Below are 22,025 nucleotides of genomic sequence, written 5' to 3' on the forward strand. Positions count from 1 at the left end.
CAGGGCAAAAACAACGCGGCGGCCCCGGATTGCGGGAGCGCAGCCTGAAAAAACAAGGCCGGGCGCCTCATCACGAAAGCGCCCGGCCCTGTCAGTTGATATCTTCACAATGCCGCGGTGCGATACCCGGCGAAGGCTGGTTATGCCTTGCGGACCCAGCCTCCCTCCTCCGCCTGCTGCCAGTAGGTCATCTCGTGCCCGCCGTCCTTGTAGCGGCGCCAACGCCCCCGGGCGGCCGCAAGGGCTTCCTCATCGCGACCATCGAACATGTCACAGATAAGCGTCCAGTGATCGCCTTCACCGGCCTCCATACCGTCAAGCTGGAAGACGACCGATGCCCCGTTTGGCACATCGCCCGGCTCCTCCGTCAGCCACAAGGGCTGATCGGCCGCAAAACCATCCTCTTTTGAGCCGTGCGGCAGGAAACCATCCCGGCTCCAGCTCCAGAGCAGCTGGTTCAAATGGCTGACACGCTGCGAGCTGCCGGCGAGCACAATCGCCCGCAGCCCACGGTCGAGGCACTTTTCCAGCAGCCGCGGAAGGACATCCTCCAGCGGCTGCCGGCCAAGGTGATAAAAGCGGACTTCCGCCATGGGCGGATCAGACCTCGAACCCGGCGACCCAGTCGTCCAGCAGGCGCACGCCGAAGGCAGTACCGCCCTTCGGCACTGTCGGCTTGTCCTTGCCCGACCAGGTCGTGCCGGCGATATCGAGGTGAGCCCACTTCGTCTCACCGACAAAACGCTTGAGGAATTGCGCCGCCGTGATCGAGCCGGCCTCGCCGCGCGGACCGATGTTCTTCATATCGGCAATGTCGCAATCGAGCATGCGGTCATAGGCATCGTCGAGCGGGAAACGCCACAGCTTCTCGCCGGTGGCCTTGCCGGAAACTTCCAGCGCCTTGGCAAGCTTGTCGTCGTTGGAGAACAGGCCCGCATATTCGTGACCAAGGCCTACGATGATGGCACCGGTCAGGGTTGCCAGATCGACCATATGCGTCGGCTTGTATGTCTCCTTGACGTACCAGAGCACGTCGGCGAGCACGAGGCGGCCTTCCGCATCCGTGTTCAGCACTTCGATGGTCTGGCCGGACATGGAGGTAACCACGTCACCGGGACGCTGGGCGTTGCCGTCCGGCATGTTCTCCACGAGGCCAATGGCGCCAATGACATTGACCTTGGCCTTGCGGCCGGCAAGCGCCTTCATGAGGCCGGAGACGACGCCTGCACCGCCCATGTCCCACTTCATGTCTTCCATGGAGGCGGCAGGCTTCAGCGACAGGCCACCTGAATCGAACGTCACACCCTTGCCGATAACGGCCAGCGGCGCTTCGTCCTTCTTGCCGCCATTCCAGCGCATGATCATGATCGCCGGCGGGAAGGCGCTGCCCTGGGCCACGCCCAGCAGTGCCCCCATGCCCAGCTTCTTCATCTTCTTGGCGTCCAGCACCTCGATCTCGATGCCGGTCTCTTCCAGCTCTTTCGTCACCTGAGCGACAAAGGTTTCCGGATAAAGCAGGTTTGGCGGCTGCCAGACGAGATCACGCGTCAGGAAAACACCCTCGGCAACGGCCTCCAGCGACTGGAACTGCTTCCTGGCATGCTTGGGGCCCTCGGTCGCCACCACAAGGCTCGCCGGGGGAACGGCGGCATCCGCTTTCTTCGCCTTGCTCTTGTAATTGTCGAAAGCGTAGCTGCGCAGCAAGGCGCCATAGGCCAGCTGGGCGGCAAAAACGCCCGGCTCCAGCTTGCTTCCCTCGGGCAGGCCGGCCAGAACCGTCGCCGCCTTGGCCTTGAGCCCCAGCAATACAGCCATCAGCGTGCCGCCGGCATCCGCCGCAGCAGCGGAATCGATCTTTGCGACCTTGCCAACGCCCAGCAACACCACGTGGCTGACAGCCGGCAGGTCGTGCGGCGCGGCCAGCACGAGGGTCTGCCCCGCCTTGCCGCTGAAGGAAGCTCCGTTTTCCAGCGCCCGTGCAATCTGCCCGCCGGTCGCAGCGTCAATCGACTGCGCCCCGCCGCTGAGCGTCCCACCTTCGGCGACAAGAACGGCCAGCACGCCGGCTTTCGGCTCGGCCACTTCTGCAAAGCTGATTTTCATTGATTATCCCACCAGATCAGATGTCGTGCGTGATTGCGGTAGCCACCGAGTTGCACCAAAATCCGGGCCGGAATAAGGGGCCGCAGATTGGCACTTGAATTCTCCGGCTGACGCGGCACTGTGCCCCGCGCAATCGCGAGACGAAAGACAGTAGAACCCCTTATGGCCCCCGGCAAGCCAATGCCTGCCGCGCCGGGAGCCGGGATCTGATCCGTCAGGGGGCATCCGGGGATGCGAAACAGGGGATAGATGACAAGGATAGACCGATATCTGCTGCGCCAGACCATGACGGCCGTGCTGTTCGTCATTCTGGTGATAGCCAGTGTCATCTGGATTACGCAGACGCTGCGCTTCGTCGATTATCTGGTCGATGACGGCGCCCCGTTCAGCCTGTTTCTGAAGATCATCCTGCTGGCGATCCCGACTTTCCTCGGCGTGATCGTCCCCATCGGCCTCTTTATCGGCACACTTTTTACCTATAATCGCCTGCTCCAGGACAGCGAGTTGCACGCCATGCGCGCTGCCGGTCTCGGTCCCATGGCACTGGCGCGCCCGGCACTCATCCTAGCCGGGGTGCTCGCGTTTCTTCTGCTCATGCTGAACAATGTCTGGGCGCCGGCGGTGCATCGGGAACTCTCCTTCCTGCAGCAGATCGCCCAGTCCCAGTTCACCTCAAGCCTGCTGCGCGAAGGCGTCTTCCAGCAGGTCTCCGATAACGTCACGATCTATGTCCGCGAACGTGACCGCTCCGGCTCCCTGCGCGGCATCCTGATGCATGATTTCAGCAACAAGCAGAAGCCGGTCACCATCATGGCGGAAAAAGGCCTGCTGGTGACCGATGATGGCCAGCCGCGCATTATGGTCTATGAAGGCAACCGGCAGGAATTCGACCGGCAAACCGGACAGGCCAATGTCCTCTTTTTCGACCGTTATAGCCTTGATCTCGGAGCGCTGCGGCCGGACATGCGGGACCGTTGGCCAGACAGCCGCGAAGTCTCCACCATCGACCTGATTTCCCCCTCGCCTGAAGCTATCAAGCGCGGACTGGAGGATCGTTATCGCGCCGAAGCGCATCAACGCCTCTCTCAGCCGTTGCTCTGCTTTTCGATGGTTCTTATGGCGCTGGCGACACTGCTGGCCGGTGACTTCAATCGCAAGGGCAACCTGAAGCGGATAGCCGGCGCAGCGCTTGGCGCCGTCATCTTCCAGGGCAGCACGATCGGTATCTACAAGGTGGTGGGTCTGCGCCCGGAACTGCTGCTGCTCGATTACATTGTCGCCTTGCTGCCCGGCGCCATCTCGCTGACGATGTTGCTGGGCGGGATCAAGGGCGTGATGGCGATGCGGCCACGCTTCCTTCGCCGGGGAGCTGCCCTATGAGCCGCGTGTCCCCCCTGCTCTCCCGCTATCTTGCCAAACAGTTTCTTGTCGGCTTCGTCGCCTGTATGGCGGTGCTTGCCGGCATCATCATCCTTTTCGAGACCGTCGAACTGCTGCGCCGGGCCGAAGGACACGACGACATCTCCATCCTGACGCTGGTGGAAATGGCGTTCCTGAAGACGCCGGAAACCGTTCAGATCATCATGCCGTTCGGCATCCTGTTTTCGGCCCTCTACACACTCTGGCGCCTCAGCCGCAGCCAGGAACTGATCGTGGCAAGAGCCGTCGGTGTGTCGGTATGGCAGTATCTCCTGCCCCTGTTGCTGGTCGGTTTTGCGCTCGGCGTCACACGCGTGGCGGTCATCAACCCCATCGGTGCGGCGATGATTACCCGTTACGAGCAGCTGGACAGCCGGCTGCTCCGCGGCAAGTCCGGCACGATCAACATCTCCAAGGGCGGCTTGTGGCTCAGGCAATCCGGAGATGCCGATGCCTCCATCGTCATTCACGCCGAAGGCATTGAACCCAGCGGCGACGTCTTTCGTATGGTGACGGTATTTTTTGTCAAACCCGATGGCTCATTCACCAGCCGCTACGATGCAAAGACTGCAAAGTTGCATGGCGGCAACTGGCGGCTCGATGACGTCTGGATCAATCGCCCCAACCTGCCAACCAGCCATGTCGACCAAATCTCGTTGCAGACAGATCTGACCATCGGACAGATCGAGGAAAGTCTGGCGGCGCCCGAGACACTTTCCTTCTGGAGCCTGCCGCAGTTCATCCGGACACTGCAACTCACCGGCTTTTCCGCCCGTCGCCATCAGCTTTATTTCCAGAGCTTGCTGGCAACGCCCTTTCTCTTCAGCGCCATGGTGCTATTTGCTGCAGCCTTTTCCATCCGCAGCACGCGGCGGGGCGGAAACTTCGTGCTGATTGCCGGCGGTGTGGCAACCGGGCTTGGCATTTATGTGCTGAACGACGTGATCGGGGCGATGGGCACGTCAGAAATCCTGCCGGTTTTTGTTTCGGCATGGTTTCCCTCCGTCATCGCCCTGATTGCAGCCACGATTATCCTGCTTCATGTCGAGGATGGTTGAAATCCCGCCCATTTACTGACCTATTGGCGCCGTAAGGACTGGCGCTTCCGAGGCGTCACCCGCCTGCTGCCCTTTGATCACCACCACCCGATGAGCCCGATGTCCCTTCGCCTCCATTGCGCCCTCCGCCGGATCGCAGCCCTTCTCGCTGTCATGACTGCGCTTTGGACAGCCGGGGCCGCGACAGCCCAGACGTTGAGCATCGCCGCCGTCGTCAACCAGGATATCGTGACCTCCGCGGATCTCGCTCAGCGCGTGCGCATGGCCATCCTTGAAACGGGCGCACAGCCGGATAGCCAAGCTGCCCAGGACCGCCTTACACAGCAGGTGCTGCGCCAGCTTATCGATGAGCGCCTGATGGTCCAGGAGGCCAACCGGGACAACGTCAAGATTTCGGACAAGCAACTGGATGACGCTATTGCCAGCATTGCGCAGGGCAACGGCATGAGCAGCCAGCAGTTCGAACAGGCACTCCTGCGACAGGGCATGACCGAGCAGGTGCTCAAGGATCGCACCGAAGCGACTTTGGCGTGGCGCGGCGTCGTCGAGCGCAAGATCAGGCCGACGATCGATATTTCCGATGCACAGCTTGCTTCCGAAATGGAACGGCTCAAGGCCACGGTCGGAAAGCCGCAGGTACTGCTGGCGGAGATCTATCTTTCCGTCCCCTCTCCGGCGGAAGACAGCCGGGTGCGCCAGACCGCCGAACAGATGGTCGCGCAGCTGCGGCAGGGTTCCGTGCATTTCTCGGCACTGGCGAGCCAGTTTTCTGAATCCGCCTCTTCCGCCCGTGGCGGCGACATCGGCTGGGTGCAGCCGGACCGGCTGGATCCCGAACTGTCGAGCGCACTTCAGGCCATTGAACCCGGACAGGTCACCAGCCCGATCCCGACCCCCGGTGGTTACTACATTCTGTTGCTGCGCGAGCGGCGCGTCCTGACCGAAGCCAAGCCGGGAGACGCCCAGCTTGATCTGCAACAGATCGTGATCCCCTTCGGCGGCAGCGGCGAGCCGAGCAAGGACGATGCGCTTGCCCGTGCGGCTGAACTCCGCCGCACGGTGCGCAGCTGCGATGCCTTCACGGCCAAGGCCAAGGAAATCGGCGGCCCCGGGTCGGGCGCAAAAGGAAGCGTGCGGCTGGGAGACCTGGCGGACAAGGAGCAGGCCCTGCTGCAGGATCTCGATGTGAATCGCACCAGCCCGCCGCTGGAAAACGCTCATGATTATACCGTCTTCATGATCTGCCAGCGCACCGATCCGCCTTCGGCGATCCCCAGCGAAGACAAGCTGCGTGACCAGTTGGCCGCCGTTCGTGTCGACCGTGCTCAACGCCAGCTGCTGCAGGACCTGCGCCGTGCCGCCTATGTCGACATCCGCATGTGATCGCGGCGATGTCCCGGGCACTTCCCCTCGCCTTGACGATGGGCGAACCCGCCGGCATCGGCGGAGAATTATCGCTGCTCGCCTGGCGTGAGCGCGACCGGCTTCAGCGCGGTGCGAAGTTTTTTTGCATCGACGACCCGGCCAGGCTGGCATCTATCGCAGCGAGCCTGGGATGGCAGGTCCCTCTGCGGGTGATTACCCTGCCGGAAGAGGCCACGATCTGCTTTGAAGAGGCTCTTCCGGTTCTTCCCTTGTCCGGGCCTGTACGCGCCGTTACAGGGCAGCCCGCAGCAGGCACCGCTGCGCTTGTGAAGGAAAGCATCGAAACGGCAGTGCGGCTGTCCCGGGAGAGGCAAGCCGGCGGCGTTGTCACCAACCCGCTCCACAAGGCGGCGATGTATGGTGCCGGCTTCGGCTTTCCCGGCCACACCGAGTTTCTCGCAGAACTCGACCGGACAGACGACACGCCGGCCCCATATCCGGTGATGATGCTGGCGGGGCCGCAACTGCGCGTCATCCCTGTTACTATCCACATGCCGCTGGCTGAAGCTGCGCGCACGCTCAGCACCGAACTCATTGTGAAGACCGTCCGCATTGCACATGAGGCGCTGAAGCGGGATTTCGGCATTCCGGCCCCGCGCCTCGTACTGGCCGGGTTAAACCCGCATGCCGGTGAGGATGGGACCTTGGGGCGAGAGGACATCGAGATCATTGCCCCGGCGATCAAGGCCCTGCGTGAAGAAGGGATAGACGCCAGTGGCCCGTGGCCTGCCGACACATTGTTTCATGCAGCCCGGCGGCGCCAGTATGATGCGGCTTTCGGCATGTATCACGATCAGGCGTTGATTCCGATCAAGACGCTGGATTTCGACCGCGGAGTGAATGTGACCCTCGGCCTTTCCTTCATCCGCACCTCTCCGGACCACGGCACGGCCTGCGATATCGCTGGCACCGGGAAGGCTGATCCGACAAGCCTGCTTGAAGCGCTACGCCTTGCGCACGAAATGGCGACCCATCGGAGCCAGTCATGAGCAGCGCGCTGGATACGGCTCTGGATGCCCTGCCCCCGCTGCGCGAGGTCATCGCCGAACATGAACTCGCCGCTCGCAAGAGCCTCGGCCAGAATTTCCTTCTAGACCTTAACCTCACGGCCAAGATCGCGCGTAGCGCTGGCGATCTCACGGACGTCAATATCCTGGAGGTCGGCCCCGGTCCCGGCGGCCTGACGCGAGGCATCCTGCGGACCGCCCCCGCCAGTGTTACCGCCATCGAGAAGGATAGCCGCTGCATTGCCGCGCTCCAGCCTCTCGTGGAAGCTTCCGGCGGCCGGCTGAAGATCGTCGAAGCCGATGCGCTGGAAATTGACGCAATTGCCCTGCTGCCGGCCCCGCGCGCCATCATCGCCAACCTGCCTTATAATGTGGCAACTCCGCTGCTGCTGGGGTGGCTAAGGCATATCCAGGAATTTCGCAGCCTGACGCTGATGTTCCAGCGTGAAGTTGCCGAACGCATTACAGCAAGACCCGGCAGCAAGGACTTCGGCCGGCTTGCCATCATTGCCCAGTGGGTTTCCAGACCGACGCGTGTGGTTGAGTTGCCGCCGCAGGCCTTTACGCCGCCGCCAAAGGTGCATTCCACTGTCGTCGACTTCCGTGCCCTGCCGCGGGACGGTGCCCAGCCGAAGTTCGAGACCATGGAAAGGCTGACCGCCGCTGCCTTCGGCCAACGGCGCAAGATGCTGCGCCAAAGCCTCAAGTCACTGGGGCTTTCAACCTATGGCCTGACACCGGAGACGCTTTGCGCGACAGCTGGCGTAGAGCCGACAGCGCGGGCAGAAGAACTTGATATCCCCGCATTCGTCAGGCTGGCCCTGACGCTGGAAGCCGGCGGTTAGGCCGGCTCCGGTCTATCGCTCAAAAATCTTCCAGCAATCCATCCACGAACGGACGCAGATCCGGCCGCCGCACGCGCTTCAGTCGCTCGGCCTCAAGAATGGTGCGCACCTGCCGCACGCTGTCTTCGAGGTCGTGGTTGACGATGACATAGTCATATTCGACCCAATGGCGCACCTCATCGGCGTTCTTGCCCATGCGGCGGGCAATCACATCCTCGCTATCCTGGCCACGGGCTCGTAAGCGGCGCTCCAGCTCCACCACCGAAGGCGGCAGGATGAAGATGCTGACGAGGTCTTTGGGGGCCTGGTCGCGCAGTTGCTGAGTCCCCTGCCAGTCGATATCGAACAGCACGTCCTTGCCGGCCCGCAGGGCGTCCTCCACCGCCGGCCGGGGTGTGCCGTAATAATGGTCGAACACCCGGGCATATTCGAGCAGGGAACCCTGTTCGATAAAGCCTTCAAAGGTCTTCTGGTCGACAAAGAAATAATGTTCGCCGTCCTTCTCGCCGGGCCGCGCCGCGCGGGTCGTCGCGGAGATCGAAACGGTGACATTGGAATCGCTGTCCAGCAGCCGGCGCGTAATGGTCGTCTTGCCGGCGCCCGACGGCGACGACAGAACCAGCATGACACCGCGGCGCGGATGGGCGGAGTGTATCTCAGGGCTCATTCTATATTCTGGACCTGTTCGCGCAGCTGATCGACCGCGACCTTGAGGGAAAGGCCGATATTTGTCAGCGCAACATCGGAGGATTTTGAACACAAAGTATTGGATTCCCGGTTGAATTCCTGACAGAGGAAATCGAACCGGCGCCCTATCGCCCCGCCTTCAGAGAGCATGGAGCGGGCCGAGGCGATATGGGCCGAGAGCCTGTCCAGCTCCTCGCGCACATCGATCTTGGTTGCCAGCAGGGCCAGTTCCTGGGCCAGCCGCTCTTCGGAAAGCGGCGGTGACGCCTCCAGCAGGCTTTCCAGCTGCTGGCGCAGCCGGCTGCGCAATCCTTCGACACGCGCGCCGGCCGTGCCTGCCGCCTCATGCGACAAACGCTCGATCTCGTCGAGATGGCCGGTGAGTGTCGACAGCAGCCGGGCCCCCTCCTCGCGCCGCGCCGCCAGCAGGGCGTCGAAGACGCCATCGGCAGCGGCGAGAATGGCATTCAGCGCGGCTTCCCGGTCTTCAGTCTCTCCGGCAGCAGCCCCATCGTCCCCGCTCTCGATGACACCGCGCACCGCAAGCAGGCTGCCCAGCTCCTGCGGCGGCGCCCCCATGCCCTCCAGTTCACGGCCAAGACCGAGTATCTGCTCGACGAGAGACCGGTTAAGACGATAACCGCCGCTGGCGTTCTCCCGGTTGATGGAGATGGAGACCGAGACGTTGCCCCGTTTGAAACGCGCAGCCGCAGCCTGACGCAGCGGCTGGTCGAGGCGATCAAAACCGGACGGAAGGCGCAGTTTGACGTCCAGACCCTTGCCATTGACGCTGCGCGCTTCAAACACCCAGGAAAGAGCACCCACGACACCCTCAGCGCGGGCAAAACCGGTCATGCTGGAAAGGGGTTCGCTCACGTGGGTCAACTCCGGTAGGCGCTGCTGCAGGCGGGATGCCGCCTCTTGCCGGCGACGCCCATGAATGCTTGCGCAAATGAGGCAGGACCGGTCTTATAGCCCGCCTGTTCCGCAAGCGGCAACCATCCCCTGTCAGGCCCGGCTCATGCCTTCCTCTTCTCCCCAGTTTTCAACCACCGGAACACCTGGTCCGAGCCGGGAATATACCGCGGCGATGGCGCGCCTTAATGACACCGATGCGCTGCTTCCGCCCGATGCGCCCATCACAGCGGAACGGGCGCATTATGATGGTCGCCTTCCCGATCTTGAGCTGCAGGACGATCTCCACCTCGGCAAGCCGATGCGGATCGCAGGTCGTCTGGCCGAGATGATCACCCCGGCCGGGCACGATCCTTTGCGCGCTATTTTCTGGCTGCATCCCGGTGGATTCTGTTTCGGCTCGCTGCGCTCACACCGAGGGCTGGCCGGTGCCCTTGCGAGGGCAAGCGGGTGCCGGGTGCTGGCGCTCGATTATCGGCTGGCGCCGGAACATCCCTTTCCCGCAGCGAACGAAGACAGTGTTGCCGCATTTCAGTGGCTCATGGACACCGGCACCCCGCCAGGCGGTATCGCTCTAGTTGGCGCCTCCGCCGGCGCGGCTGTTGCGGCAGGGACGGCGATGCTGCTGCGGGCCCGCAGCCGGACCATGGCGGATGCAGCCCAGGCCGGTGCCCTCGGATTGATGACGCCCTGGCTTGACCTGACATTGCCGGAGCGACTTACAGACGCGCCGGCAATAAGCTCGATGGCGCGCCGCTGGCTGGGACCCGACCGGCCCTCCAATCACCCCATTGCCTCGCCCTTCCACGGCGACTGGCGCGGGTTACCCCCTGTGCTGCTTCAGGCCGCCGGCGACGACATTTTCGCTGGTGACGCAACGTCACTGGCAAAGCGCTTTGCCGAGCATCCGGAGGCGGCACCGGTTGCAGTTGAGAGCGAGTTGGCTGATGGAATGTGCCACCTCTACCCGGCCCTCGGGGAGCATGTACCCGAAGCTATCGGGGCCGTTCGTCGCCTCGCCGATTTTATCCTGCGTCACACCAGCCAGCCGGAGGCGTGAGCCATGGCCCCTCACATCCTTATCACCGGCGCCAGCAGCGGCCTTGGGGCCGCCATCGCTGAAAGCTATGCGCAGCCCGGCACCAATCTGACCCTGCAGGGCCGCGACGCGGCTCGTCTTGAGAAGGTTTCCACACTCTGCCGCAACAAGGGGGCAGCCGTTGTGCTGGCAATCGACGATGTCTGCGATCAGACGGCGATGGGCGCGCTCATCGAGGAGGCAGAGGCGCGTCAGCCACTAACTCTCGTCATTGCCAATGCGGGCATCTCCGGCGGTACGGCCGGCGGCAGCGAAGGCCAACAGCAGGCGCGAGAGATTTTTGATACCAACCTCACCGGCGTGCTCAATACCGTGCTGCCGGTTATCGACCCGATGAAGGAACGCCGCGGCGGCCAGATCGCTCTGATGGCATCGCTTGCCGGATACCGCGGTCTTCCCGGCGCACCGGCCTACTCCGCCAGCAAGGCTGCTGTCCGCGCCTGGGGCGAAGCGCTGCGAGGGCACCTCGCGCCCTTCGGTATCAAGGTCAATGTCATCTGTCCGGGATTTGTCGATACGCCGCTGACGCGCGTCAACCGTTTCCCGATGCCGTTCCTGATGACGGCAGAGCGTGCTGCCAGCATTATCCGCAAAGGCCTCGATGCCAACCGCGGACGCATCGCCTTTCCCTGGCCGATGGCCACGATGGTCTGGGCCCTGATGGCGTTGCCGGACAGGCTTGCTGGCTGGCTTACCAGCCGCGCCCCGCGCAAGGGCTAAAACCCTTCAGGGTTACTTGTCCTGGTCGGCCTCGGGGGCGACCGAATTGCTGCTGGCTGCAGCCTTGTCCCGCTGCAACCTGCGCCAGGCACCCACATTGTCATTGTGCTCGGCAAGCGTCCGCGCAAACGCATGCCCACCGCTGCCGTCGGCGACGAAATAGAGATAATCGCCTTCCGCGGGGTGCAGCACGGCATCAATGGCCTCCCGGCCTGGATTGGCAATGGGCCCCGGAGGCAGGCCTGCGTTCATGTAGGTATTGTAGGGGCTGGCGGTGGCGAGATCTGCCCGCGTCAGCGACCGCTCCAGCCTGCTGTCGCCGCTGGTGAGCGCGTAGATCACCGTCGGGTCAGATTGCAGGCGCATGCCCCTGCGCAGGCGGTTGACGAAGACACTGGCGACCAGCGGCCGCTCGCTGGCAACCCCGGTTTCTTTCTCGACGATGGAGGCAAGGATCAGCGCTTCCTCCGGCGTCTTGAGCGGGAGCCCTTCTGCACGCTTTTCCCAGGCATCCGCCAGATAGGCCGACTGCGCCTTTTCCATGCGCCGCAGCAGGGCAGCCCGGTCATCGAGCCGGGAGAAGAAATAGGTATCAGGCTGGAGGGAGCCTTCTGCCGGTCGCGCACCAGTGTCACCAGCCAGCATCGGCTCGTCCTGAAGCGCCCCCACTATTTCACCGACGGTGCTGCCCTCTACCACGGTAAAGCGATGCCGTACCGTTTCGCCTTCCTGCATCTGGAGGAGCGCCGCACGCGGAGAAATATTTGCCGGAAAAGCGTATTCGCCAGCCTGAAGCGGACGGCCGTCGCCACTAAGGCGCAGGGCCAGCAGCAATTGCCAGTCATGGCTCACCACCCCGCCCTGCTCAAGCTGGCTGGCGATGGCGCGCGTACCAGTGCCCTTTTCAATGACGACAGTTGCCGGCGCGGCCAGCGGTCCAGGGGCATCGAGCTGCCGCAGCAGCTGAACCGCCACGACGCCGCCAATCACCAGCAGCGTCATGAAGGCCGGAACGACATAAAAGAAAAGACGCCTCAGGAAACCGCGACGGACCGGCTTTACCGGTTCGCCGCCATCTCCGGGCGTCTTGTTTTCCTCACCCGAGGCAGTTGCGGGGGAAGGTTCAGACGCCGCGTGAGCGCCGCCTTCCGTCCCTTCCCCCGCAGACTGCTTGTCCTCAGGCGAAATCAGTTGAACTCCTTGACGACCAGCGACGCGTTGGTGCCGCCGAAGCCAAAGGAATTACTGAGAGCCGCACGCACCTTCTTTTCCTTGGCCTCGAGCGGCACAAGGTCGAGCCCCTGCACGCTCTCGGACGGATTGCGCAGGTTGAGCGTCGGCGGAACGATGTCGTGGTTGATCGACAGGATCGAGTAGATGGCCTCAACCGCACCGGCAGCCCCCAGAAGGTGACCGATGGAAGACTTGGTCGAAGACATCGAAACAGTATTGGAGGCCGCACCGAAAAGACGCATCACCGCCCCGGCCTCGATCTCGTCGCCCTTGGGCGTCGAGGTGCCGTGCGCGTTAATGTAGTCGATCTCTTCCGGATTGAGGCCGGCACGCTTCAGCGCCATGCGCATGGAGCGGAAACCGCCGTTGCCGTCCTCGGACGGGGCGGTGATGTGATAGGCATCGCCCGACAGGCCATAACCCACCACTTCGGCGTAAATCTTGGCGCCGCGCTTCTTGGCGTGCTCCAGATCTTCCAGCACCACGATGCCGGCGCCTTCGCCCATCACGAAGCCGTCACGACCCTGATCGTAGGGGCGCGATGCTTCGGTCGGCGTTTCGTTATAGGCGGTGGAAAGCGCACGGGCAGCGGCGAAGCCGGCGATGCCCATACGGCAGACCGCACCTTCGGTACCGCCGGCAACCATCACGTCGGCATCGCCGAGCGCAATCATGCGGGCCGCATCGCCGATGGCGTGTGCACCGGTCGAACACGCCGTCACGACGGCATGGTTCGGTCCCTTGAACCCGTAACGGATCGACACATGGCCGGAGGCCAGGTTGATCAGGGTCGAAGGAATGAAGAACGGAGAAAGGCGGCGGGGGCCCTTGGTCGCGATGGTGATGGAACCATCGTCGATGCCCGGCAGACCGCCGATACCGGAACCGATCAGAACGCCGGTCATCTCGGCATCTTCATCGTCCGCGGGCTTCCAGCCGGAATCCGCAATCGCCTCGTCAGCAGCAGCCAGAGCATAGATGATGAAATCATCCATCTTCTTGCGCTCTTTGCTGTCCACGACATCGTCGAGGTTCAGCGTGCCGTCGCTGCCATCTCCAAACTGGATCTGGCCGGCGATCTTGCAAGGCAGATCGGACACATCGAAGCGCTCGATGGTCCGGATGCCGGACTGGCCGCCGATCAGGCGTTCCCAGTTCGTCTTTACGCCACGGCCCAGAGGCGTGACGAGGCCCATACCGGTTACGGCTACACGTCGCATTTCATCATCCCGTTACGCTGGCCGAATCCTTCAAGGGGCGCACGCGGGTCTACCTGCTGCGCCCCTATAAGCAAAGGATCAGTCTCGTCGCGTCAGCTGAAGCTGAACTTAGCCCTGCTGGCTCTGGATGTAGTCGATAGCGTCCTTGACGGTCAGGATCTTTTCCGCCGCATCGTCGGAGATCTCGACGCCAAACTCTTCTTCGAAGGCCATGACCAGCTCGACGGTGTCGAGGCTGTCAGCGCCCAGATCGTCGATGAAGCTGGCATTCTCGGTGACCTTGGAGGCTTCGACGCCCAGATGATCCACCACGATGTTCTTAACGCGCTCGGCGATATCGCTCATCTCGACTTACCTTTTCTCATGTTATTTCGTAGCGACCGGCGGGACAGGTCTATTCCTGCCTCCACCACCAGATTTGCCCATCTTTTGCCGTTGAAGGCAACATATAGGGCCTCGTCTGATGAACGGCGCCCAACTAGCGGGGCCGTCATCTAACACACTCATTCGGGCTTTCAAAGCGTGGTAACGCGAAAAAAGCCCCTATTCCTCTTATATCATCGCCATGCCGCCATTGACGTGCAAGGTCTGGCCAGTCATGTAGGCCGCCTCCTCGCTCGCCAGATAGACGACGGATGCCGCGATGTCTTCGGGCGTGCCGAGCCGGCCGGCCGGAATGCCGCCCAGCAGACGGGTCTTCTGATCGTCCGACAGCACATGGGTCATCGGGGTATCGATGAAGCCCGGCGCGACGCAATTGACGGTAATACCGCGCGAGGCAAGTTCCTGCGCCAGCGACTTGGACATGCCGATCATGCCGGCCTTGCTGGCGGCATAGTTGGTCTGGCCCGGATTGCCGGTCACGCCGACGATCGAGGTGATGCCGATGATGCGGCCCCAGCGGCGCTTCATCATCCCGCGCATCACGGCGCGGGAAAGACGGAAGGCCGCCGTCAGGTTGACGTCGAGAACGGTATCCCAGTCCTCGTCCTTCATGCGCATGGCCAGCGTGTCGCGCGTCAGGCCGGCATTGTTGACGAGAATATCAACCTGGCCCATCGCGGCTTCGGCATCACGCACCAGCTGCTCTGCACCTTCTGCCGTCGCCAGATTGGCCGGCAGCACAAACGCGCCTTCGCCGATCTCGGCTTTGACAGCTTCCAGCGCTTCAACGCGCGTGCCGGACAAGCCGACCTTGGCACCGGCCGCAGCCAGCTGCTTTGCGATAGACTGGCCGATGCCGCCCGAAGCGCCGGTCACCAGCGCAAATTTACCCGTCAGATCGAACATAGCCGGTAATTCCCTGCCTGATTCAATTAGCTGTTCTGGAACTTGACCCGCGAAATCACGCGTTCAGCGACGCAACGAAGTCATCGATCTGCTGCGGATTGCCGACGGCCACACCCTCAAGCCGGTCGTCGATGCGCTTGGCAAGACCGGTGAGAACCTTGCCGGCGCCCACTTCCACAAGCTTGGTGACACCCTTTTCGGCCATGAAAATGGCACTCTCGCGCCAGCGCACAGAGCCGGTCACCTGCTCCACCAGCAACGAGCGGATCGTGGCAGGGTCGCTGGTCGTCGCGGCGATGACGTTGGCAACCACCGGAACCTTCGGCGCCTTGATCTCGACGGCGGCCAACGCCTCGGCCATGCGATCGGCCGCCGGCTGCATCAGCGCGCAATGGAACGGTGCGGAAACCGGCAGCAGGAGGGCGCGCTTTGCGCCCCTGGCCTTGGCGATCTCGACCGCGCGCTCGATGGCTGCGCGCGTGCCGCTCACCACCACCTGGCCCGGCGCATTATCATTGGCGGCGGTGCAAACGTCACCGGCAGCCGCTTCGGCGGCCACTTCGCGCACTGCCTCAAGGTCAAGCCCGAGCACCGCGGCCATAGCGCCCTCGCCTACCGGCACGGCCTGCTGCATGGCCTGACCACGAATGCGCAGAAGACGGGCGGCGTCGCCGACGGTAAAGCTGCCCGCGGCGGTCAGGGCGCTGTATTCGCCGAGGCTGTGGCCGGCAACGAAAGCAGCATGCCGAGCAAGATCAACGCCCTTGGCTTCCAGCACTTTCCACACGGCAAGGCTCATGGCCATCAGCGCCGGCTGGGTATTTTCCGTCAGGGTCAGGTCGGCTTCCGGGCCTTCCACCATCAAGCGGAACAGATCCTGGCCGAGCGCATCGTTCACTTCCTCAAAAACCTGCCGGGCTTCGGCAAAGCTGTCGGCCAGATCGCGGCCCATGCCAACAAACTGGCTGCCCTGACCCGGAAAGACGAAGGCGATGCTCATCAGATTCTTGTCCCCTAGTGAATGCTGGTTCTATCTCTTCCCCGGGCGGCCCGCCGGGAAAGGCTCCCATCAGATACGGATGGCACGCAGCAGAAGTTGCGCCGGCTCCCCCGGACGCGGCTCATGTGCGAATTGCGCGAACTGATACAGCGTCATGCCGCCCTGTCAAGGCAGCTTGCCCAAGCGCGCGCTTGCGTTCGGGCGGAATTTGCTTATATTGCGCCGCTTCGTGAGGCAGACCGTCCCTTCAAAAGGCCGGTAGGCAGCACGAAACTCCTTGCCACCCGGACTGACCGGAGGCTCGCATCCGCGATGCCCGCCGCACCCCGAGTGGCTAGGTACGGGCGGCTGACGCCGGGTTCACCCAGTCAAGCAGGACACTCCTATCAATAGGGGCTCCAGGCAACCGGGCGGCCACGCGGGCAGCGCCGTGCCATCAACAGCCATAAGGAGTCACCATGGCTAAGTATGAAATCGTGGTAATCGCCCGCCAGGATATTTCCTCGGCCGCGGCGGAGGCTCTCGCTGAGCAGTTCTCCGGCGTGCTCAAGGAACTCGGCAGCGAAATCATCAAGACCGAGCATTGGGGCCTGCGCTCGCTGGCCTACAAGATCAAGAAGAACCGCAAGGGTCACTACTTCCTGCTTGGCGTCGAGGCTCCGGCCGCCGCCGTGCATGAGCTGGACCGCCTGCTGAAGCTGAACGAAGACGTCCTGCGTCACATGACCATCCGTGTCGAAGAGATCGAGGAAGGCCAGTCGGCCATCCTGACCTCGCGCGGTGAGCGTGGTGATCGTCCGGAGCGCGGTGGCCGTCGTGGCGACCGTCCGGAGCGTGGCGACCGTCCGCGCCGTGACTACGGCGATCGTTCTGACGACAACCAGGAGGACGCAGCATGAGCATGACCTCTTCTTCCCGTCCGGGCTCTTCTGCCGGCGCTGGCGCCGGTGGCGCACGCCGTCCGTTCTTCCGCCGTCGCAAGACCTGCCCGTTCTCCGGCCCGAATGCGCCGAAGATCGACTACAAGGATGTGAAGCTGCTCGGCCGCTTCGTCTCCGAGCGCGGCAAGATCGTCCCGAGCCGTATCACCGCCGTTTCGGCCAAGAAGCAGCGTGAACTCGCCCGTGCTATCAAGCGCGCGCGGTTCCTGTCCCTTCTGCCCTACGTGCTGAGCTAAGCCCGGTCCGCCCGTAAAAATCCGGGCGGATATACGATCTCAAGGAGAACATCCCCATGGCGATGATGGAAGTCATCCTGATGGAGCGGGTGGAGAAGCTTGGGCAGATGGGTGACCGCGTCAAGGTCAAGCCCGGTTATGCCCGTAACTTCCTCCTCCCGACCAAGAAGGCCCTGCGGGCTACCAAGGCGAACATCGAATTCTTCGATCGCCAGAAGTCCCAGCTCGAAGCCCTCAACCTGACCCGCAAGTCCGAAGCTGAGGGCGTTGCCAAGACGCTCGACGGCATGAGCGTCACGCTCATCCGCAGCGCCGGTGACAGCGGTCAGCTCTACGGTTCTGTCACCTCGCGTGACATCGCCGAAATCGTGACCGAGGCTGGCGTGACTGTGTCGCGCAACCAGGTCCGTCTCGACACCCCGATCAAGACCCTCGGCCTGTTCACGGTCCGCGTGGTCCTGCATCCGGAAGTGATCGTGTCCGTCACCGTGAACGTTGCCCGTTCCGAAGACGAAGCCAAGATGCAGGCCGATCGTGGTGGCATGGTCACCGCTCTCGAGCTGGCTGATGAGGAAGAAGCTGCCGACGCTGCTGCCGCTGCCGCGGCTGCCGCCGAGGAAGAAGCTGCCGAGGCCTGATTTCAGGCTCCGGTGCTTTCCTCTCGAAAGCATTGAAAAGGAAGACCCTCCGGCTTTTTGCCGGGGGGTTTTTCTTTTTCTGCCCCCTTCCGGGCCCCGGATCGACAAGTGCCGTTTACCCCCGGCGGCGATAGCGTCTATACACCCCTTAAAGGTTGGTTAAACTTGCTTGCGGGCGACCTCACGCCCAGGAGACCAAGCCCTCATGGATCACGGGCATCCGACAGGTAATCTCATTCCGATGGGTGGCGAGGCCGGCAATCCCGGATATCGCCAGCAACCCTTCAATGATGAGGCGGAAAAGGGGCTGCTCGGCGCGCTCCTGACCAACAATCGGGCCTATGAAAAGGTATCGGAATTTCTGCGCGCGGATCATTTTTACGATCCGCTGCACGGGCGCATTTTCGACGCCGTCGTCAGGATGATCGACCGCAACCAGATTGCCGATCCCGTCACCCTCAAGAATTTCTTCGAGGCAGACCCCGACCTGAGGGAAGTCGGCGGCACCGTTTACCTGGCTGACCTCGCTTCCTCCGTCATCGGGGTCATGAACGTCCAGGACTACGGCCAGACGATCTTCGACCTCGCCATGCGCCGCAAGCTCATCGATCTCGGCGAGGAGATGGTCAATGAAAGTTACCGGCCGGACATCGAGATCACAGCCGTCCAGCAGATCGAAAAGGCTGAACAGCAGCTTTACGATCTGGCGACGACCGGCGACTTCAAGGGGGATTTCACCCCGTTCAACATCGCCCTCGGCACCGCGATCTCGCACGCCGAAGCCGCCTTCAAGCGCGACAGCCACATCGCCGGCTGCACCACCGGCCTGCGCGACCTCGACAACAAGCTCGGCGGTCTTCACCCTTCCGACCTGCTGATCCTTGCCGGCCGCCCGTCCATGGGCAAGACGGCGCTTGCGACCAACATCGCGTTCAACGCGGCCAAGGCTTATGTCGACAGCGGTGGACGCGAGGGTGCGCCGGTTGCGTTCTTCTCGCTCGAAATGTCGGCCGAACAGCTGGCCGGCCGTATCCTGTCCGAGCGCGCCGAAATCCCGTCGGAAAATATCCGCCGCGGTGACCTGCGAGATGCTGATTTTCTGAAGATGGTACAGGTCTCCAATGAGCTGCAGCGCCTGCCGCTGTTCATTGACGACACGCCCGCGCTTTCGATCACTGCCGTACGCACGCGCGCACGGCGCCTGAAGCGGCAAAGTGGCCTCGGACTGCTCGTGGTTGACTACCTGCAGCTTCTGTCCGGGACGGTCGGCGGCGGGTCGGAAAACCGTGTGCAGGAAGTCTCGCAGATCACGCGCGGCCTGAAGGCCATCGCCAAGGAACTGGAAATTCCGGTCCTCGCCCTCTCCCAGCTCTCCCGCCAGGTGGAGCAGAGAGAAGACAAACGCCCGCAGCTGGCTGACCTTCGTGAATCCGGCTCGATCGAGCAGGACGCCGACGTCGTGATGTTCGTCTATCGCGAGCAATATTATCTCGAACGTGCCGAGCCGGGCCGCCGCCCGGACGAGTCCGAAGAGAAGTTCAACGACCGCTACGAGCAGTGGAAGACCCGCCTGTCCGAAGTCTACAACACTGGTGAGGCCATCATTGCCAAGCAGCGCCACGGCCCGGTCGGCTCCGTGCGCATGTTCTTCGACGGTCAGTTCACCCGCTTCGGCGACCTCGACCATCAGCATCAGGACGATCACGGCGACTGATCCGGGCCGCCTTCGGTCAATGGCATGCGCTTTGCGGCGTAAAAGGTGGCTGCATAAGGCAACGGGGGGAAACCGCCATTACAGCCGTCAGAACCAGCAAACGTCTGCTCAAAAGGCAGGCGTGCTGATTGTTTTGTGGGCGTTTTGAGCTGAGCCAGCTCTACCGGCACCAGCCGCCGGGCATGTGGTTCGGGGTCTTTCTATGGCTGGATATGCGCGCGTCGTAGGGCACACCCTGCACCGCTTTGATGATCTGAAAAGCCTCATGGCCTGCGCCTCTCCACGGCGCTCCGGCGATGAACTGGCGGGTATCGCAGCCGAAACGGATGAACGGCGGATTGCCGCACGGCTGGTTCTGGCCGACCTGCCGCTGGTTACCTTCCTGAACGACGCCCTCATTCCCTATGAAGAGGATGAGGTCACCCGCCTCATCCTCGACACCCATGACGCGCCCGCGTTCCGCAAGGTTGCGCATATGACGGTGGGTGACTTCAGGGACTGGCTGCTCTCCTATGAGGCAGATACGGCTGCCCTGACTGCGCTCGCTCCGGGGCTTACGCCCGAGATGGTCGCCGCCGTCAGCAAGCTGATGCGCAATCAGGACCTGATCGCCGTCGCAGCAAAGTGCAGTGTCATCACCCGCTTCCGGACGACCATCGGCCTGCCCGGCCGCCTGTCGAGCCGCCTGCAGCCCAACCACCCGACGGACGATACGGCCGGCGTCGCCGCCTCTTTGCTCGACGGGCTGCTTTACGGCATCGGCGATGCCGTTATCGGTATCAACCCGGCAACCGACAATGTGCCGGCCTATATCGCCCTGCTGGAGTTGCTGGAGACCGTCCGGCTTAAATTCTCTCTGCCGGTCCAGTCCTGCGTGCTCGCCCATGTCACCACCAGCATCCAGGCCATCGAGCGCGGGGCACCGGTTGATCTCGTTTTCCAGTCAATCGCCGGCACGGAGAAGGCCAACAAGGGATTTGGCGTCACCCTTTCCCTGCTGCGCGAGGCCGAGCAAGCCGCTCTCAGCCTCAAACGCGGCGAGATCGGCAACAACGTCATGTATTTCGAGACCGGACAGGGCGCGGCCCTTTCCGCTGGCGCACATCACGGTGTCGACCAGCAGACGGTGGAAACGCGGGCCTATGCCGTGGCCCGCGCTTTCAATCCGCTGCTGGTCAACACCGTCGTCGGCTTTATCGGCCCGGAATATCTTTATGACGCCAAGCAGATCACCCGCGCCGGCCTCGAGGATCATTTCTGCGCCAAGCTGCTCGGTGTCCCGATGGGCGTTGATGTTTGTTACACCAACCACGCCGAAGCCGATCAGGACGATATGGATGTGCTGATGACGCTGCTGGCAACGGCGGGCGTCAACTTTCTTATCGCCGTGCCGGGCGCCGACGACGTGATGCTCAATTATCAGAGCCTTTCCTATCACGACGTTCTTGGCCTGCGGCACCTGCTGGGCAAACCGCCGGCACCGGAATTCGAGGCGTGGCTCGAAAATGCCGGCTGGCTGGACGACCAGCGCCGCCTGCCCCCGTGGAAGGCAGGCAGCCGGGTCGTCAAAAATCTTCTGGAACAGGCGGTGTGACGTGAACGAACTCCTGCGCCCTTCTTCCGTCCTGGATGACAGCACGAATGATGACGCCGCACCTGACCTCTGGGCCAGATTCCGGCAGACGACCCGGGCGCGCATCGGCCTTGGCCGCAGCGGCGACAGCTTGCCGACGCAGGCGCTGCTGGATTTCCAGCTGGCTCATGCACGGGCGCGCGACGCCGTGCACAGCCAGGCGGATTTTGTCCGTATCGCTGCCGATCTGCAGCCACTGGAGACGATCGAGGTAACAAGCGCAGCCCCGGACCGCGCCACCTACCTGCGCCGGCCCGATCTGGGTCGCCGCCTGGCTCCGAAGAGCCACGACAGGCTGAAGCACGGCAACTGGGATATCTGCTTCGTAATTGCGGATGGCCTTTCCGCAGCGGCGGTGGATGCGCACGCGGCCGCGCTGGTCCATGCGACCCTGCCTTATCTCGGCGGCTGGCAAGTGGCCCCGGTCGTGCTCGCACGGCAAGGGCGTGTTGCTCTCGGCGACGATATCGCCGAGCGGCTTGGCGCCCGTCTTGTGGCGTTGCTTGTGGGTGAAAGGCCCGGCCTTTCCGCAGCCGACAGCCTTGGCGTCTATATCACCTGGGAGCCGAAGGTCGGGCGGCAGGATTCCGAACGGAACTGCATTTCCAACATCCACGGCGCCGGCCTTTCCGTCGCAGCGGGTGCTGACAAGCTCGGCTGGCTCCTCAATCAGGCCGCCCGCCTGCAGCTGACCGGCGTCAATCTCAAGGAAAACGCCCCCGCACTTTGCGCCCCGGAGCCAGCCCGCGAACCGGACTGACCGGCCCCGGGCATGCCCATTTGCGCATCACCTCACGCTCGGACTGCGTAACCCCCTTGCACGACTTGCCTTATCCGTCGGA

At 63.0% G+C, this 22,025-nt stretch carries 22 protein-coding genes; 13 read left to right on the plus strand and 9 right to left on the minus strand.

Annotated elements, in window-relative coordinates:
• Nucleotides 1-140: 140 nt before the first annotated feature.
• Nucleotides 141-593 carry a DNA polymerase III subunit chi gene (locus QTL98_RS11660; RefSeq protein ID WP_445678654.1) on the minus strand — a complete coding sequence of 151 codons (453 nt, stop codon included), beginning with the start codon at nucleotides 591-593 and terminating at the stop codon, nucleotides 141-143.
• 7 nt (nucleotides 594-600) lie between these two features.
• Nucleotides 601-2,103, minus strand: a complete 1,503-nt coding sequence (locus tag QTL98_RS11665) for a leucyl aminopeptidase (protein ID WP_445678655.1) — start codon at nucleotides 2,101-2,103, stop codon at nucleotides 601-603.
• Between the two features lie 249 nt (nucleotides 2,104-2,352).
• Between QTL98_RS11665 and lptF the strand changes: the two genes are divergently transcribed.
• The 5 genes from lptF to rsmA all read left to right on the plus strand — a co-directional run bounded on the left by lptF (nucleotide 2,353) and on the right by rsmA (nucleotide 7,857).
• Nucleotides 2,353-3,483, plus strand: a complete 1,131-nt coding sequence (gene lptF, locus QTL98_RS11670; RefSeq protein WP_445678656.1) for an LPS export ABC transporter permease LptF — start codon at nucleotides 2,353-2,355, stop codon at nucleotides 3,481-3,483.
• Entirely contained in the window at nucleotides 3,480-4,580 is a 1,101-nt protein-coding gene (gene lptG / locus QTL98_RS11675) for an LPS export ABC transporter permease LptG (RefSeq protein WP_445678657.1), read from the plus strand. Before lptF ends, lptG begins: the two co-directional genes overlap by 4 nt.
• A gap of 153 nt (nucleotides 4,581-4,733) precedes the next feature.
• Nucleotides 4,734-5,963 (plus strand): peptidylprolyl isomerase, encoded by a 1,230-nt coding sequence (locus tag QTL98_RS11680; protein ID WP_445678658.1) that lies wholly within the window; start codon nucleotides 4,734-4,736, stop codon nucleotides 5,961-5,963.
• A gap of 38 nt (nucleotides 5,964-6,001) precedes the next feature.
• Nucleotides 6,002-6,994 (plus strand): 4-hydroxythreonine-4-phosphate dehydrogenase PdxA, encoded by a 993-nt coding sequence (pdxA, locus tag QTL98_RS11685; protein WP_445682138.1) that lies wholly within the window; start codon nucleotides 6,002-6,004, stop codon nucleotides 6,992-6,994.
• Nucleotides 6,991-7,857 (plus strand): 16S rRNA (adenine(1518)-N(6)/adenine(1519)-N(6))-dimethyltransferase RsmA, encoded by an 867-nt coding sequence (rsmA, locus tag QTL98_RS11690; RefSeq protein WP_445678659.1) that lies wholly within the window; start codon nucleotides 6,991-6,993, stop codon nucleotides 7,855-7,857. The genes pdxA and rsmA overlap by 4 nt, the downstream gene beginning before the upstream one ends.
• A gap of 19 nt (nucleotides 7,858-7,876) precedes the next feature.
• Here rsmA and gmk read toward each other — a convergent pair whose 3' ends face one another.
• Nucleotides 7,877-8,524 (minus strand): guanylate kinase, encoded by a 648-nt coding sequence (gene gmk / locus QTL98_RS11695; RefSeq protein WP_445678660.1) that lies wholly within the window; start codon nucleotides 8,522-8,524, stop codon nucleotides 7,877-7,879.
• Nucleotides 8,521-9,420, minus strand: a complete 900-nt coding sequence (locus tag QTL98_RS11700) for a YicC/YloC family endoribonuclease (RefSeq protein ID WP_445678661.1) — start codon at nucleotides 9,418-9,420, stop codon at nucleotides 8,521-8,523. The genes gmk and QTL98_RS11700 overlap by 4 nt, the downstream gene beginning before the upstream one ends.
• Before the next feature lie 214 nt (nucleotides 9,421-9,634).
• On the opposite strand from QTL98_RS11700, the gene QTL98_RS11705 reads away from it, so the two are divergent.
• Both QTL98_RS11705 and QTL98_RS11710 read left to right on the plus strand, forming a co-directional pair.
• Entirely contained in the window at nucleotides 9,635-10,519 is an 885-nt protein-coding gene (locus QTL98_RS11705; RefSeq protein ID WP_445678662.1) for an alpha/beta hydrolase fold domain-containing protein, read from the plus strand.
• A gap of 3 nt (nucleotides 10,520-10,522) precedes the next feature.
• Nucleotides 10,523-11,278 carry an SDR family NAD(P)-dependent oxidoreductase gene (locus QTL98_RS11710; protein ID WP_445678663.1) on the plus strand — a complete coding sequence of 252 codons (756 nt, stop codon included), beginning with the start codon at nucleotides 10,523-10,525 and terminating at the stop codon, nucleotides 11,276-11,278.
• Between the two features lie 12 nt (nucleotides 11,279-11,290).
• Here the strand turns inward: QTL98_RS11710 and mltG are convergent, their stop codons facing one another.
• From mltG to fabD, 5 genes are all read right to left on the minus strand, one after another.
• A complete protein-coding gene (gene mltG / locus QTL98_RS11715; protein WP_445678664.1) occupies nucleotides 11,291-12,280 on the minus strand; it encodes an endolytic transglycosylase MltG in 990 nt (329 codons plus the stop codon).
• Between the two features lie 185 nt (nucleotides 12,281-12,465).
• Nucleotides 12,466-13,731, minus strand: a complete 1,266-nt coding sequence (gene fabF / locus QTL98_RS11720) for a beta-ketoacyl-ACP synthase II (RefSeq protein ID WP_445678665.1) — start codon at nucleotides 13,729-13,731, stop codon at nucleotides 12,466-12,468.
• Between the two features lie 108 nt (nucleotides 13,732-13,839).
• A complete protein-coding gene (locus tag QTL98_RS11725) occupies nucleotides 13,840-14,076 on the minus strand; it encodes an acyl carrier protein (protein ID WP_445678666.1) in 237 nt (78 codons plus the stop codon).
• A 207-nt stretch (nucleotides 14,077-14,283) separates the two neighbouring features.
• Nucleotides 14,284-15,021: a 3-oxoacyl-ACP reductase FabG gene (fabG, locus tag QTL98_RS11730; RefSeq protein ID WP_445678667.1), complete on the minus strand. Its 738-nt coding sequence runs from the start codon at nucleotides 15,019-15,021 to the stop codon at nucleotides 14,284-14,286.
• Nucleotides 15,022-15,076: 55 nt separating this feature from the next.
• Nucleotides 15,077-16,021 (minus strand): ACP S-malonyltransferase, encoded by a 945-nt coding sequence (fabD, locus tag QTL98_RS11735; protein WP_445678668.1) that lies wholly within the window; start codon nucleotides 16,019-16,021, stop codon nucleotides 15,077-15,079.
• A gap of 458 nt (nucleotides 16,022-16,479) precedes the next feature.
• Here fabD and rpsF point away from each other — a divergent pair, with 458 nt between their 5' ends.
• From rpsF to eutC, 6 genes are all read left to right on the plus strand, one after another.
• Nucleotides 16,480-16,920: a 30S ribosomal protein S6 gene (gene rpsF, locus QTL98_RS11740; RefSeq protein ID WP_445678669.1), complete on the plus strand. Its 441-nt coding sequence runs from the start codon at nucleotides 16,480-16,482 to the stop codon at nucleotides 16,918-16,920.
• Between the two features lie 2 nt (nucleotides 16,921-16,922).
• The gene (rpsR, locus tag QTL98_RS11745; RefSeq protein ID WP_445682139.1) at nucleotides 16,923-17,198 is read left to right on the plus strand and encodes a 30S ribosomal protein S18; all 276 of its coding nucleotides are present in this window, start codon (nucleotides 16,923-16,925) and stop codon (nucleotides 17,196-17,198) included.
• Between the two features lie 65 nt (nucleotides 17,199-17,263).
• Entirely contained in the window at nucleotides 17,264-17,836 is a 573-nt protein-coding gene (gene rplI, locus QTL98_RS11750) for a 50S ribosomal protein L9 (protein ID WP_445682140.1), read from the plus strand.
• A 241-nt stretch (nucleotides 17,837-18,077) separates the two neighbouring features.
• On the plus strand, nucleotides 18,078-19,550 hold the full coding sequence (locus QTL98_RS11755) for a replicative DNA helicase (RefSeq protein ID WP_510637568.1): 1,473 nt from the start codon (nucleotides 18,078-18,080) through the stop codon (nucleotides 19,548-19,550).
• 202 nt (nucleotides 19,551-19,752) lie between these two features.
• A complete protein-coding gene (locus tag QTL98_RS11760; RefSeq protein ID WP_445678671.1) occupies nucleotides 19,753-21,144 on the plus strand; it encodes an ethanolamine ammonia-lyase subunit EutB in 1,392 nt (463 codons plus the stop codon).
• 1 nt (nucleotide 21,145) lies between these two features.
• Nucleotides 21,146-21,943, plus strand: coding sequence for an ethanolamine ammonia-lyase subunit EutC (eutC, locus tag QTL98_RS11765; RefSeq protein ID WP_510637481.1), 798 nt, complete (start codon nucleotides 21,146-21,148; stop codon nucleotides 21,941-21,943).
• The last annotated feature ends 82 nt before the right edge of the window (nucleotides 21,944-22,025 follow it).

It is taken from the genome of Radicibacter daui (assembly GCA_030657355.1).
Taxonomy (GTDB): domain Bacteria; phylum Pseudomonadota; class Alphaproteobacteria; order Radicibacterales; family Radicibacteraceae; genus Radicibacter; species Radicibacter daui.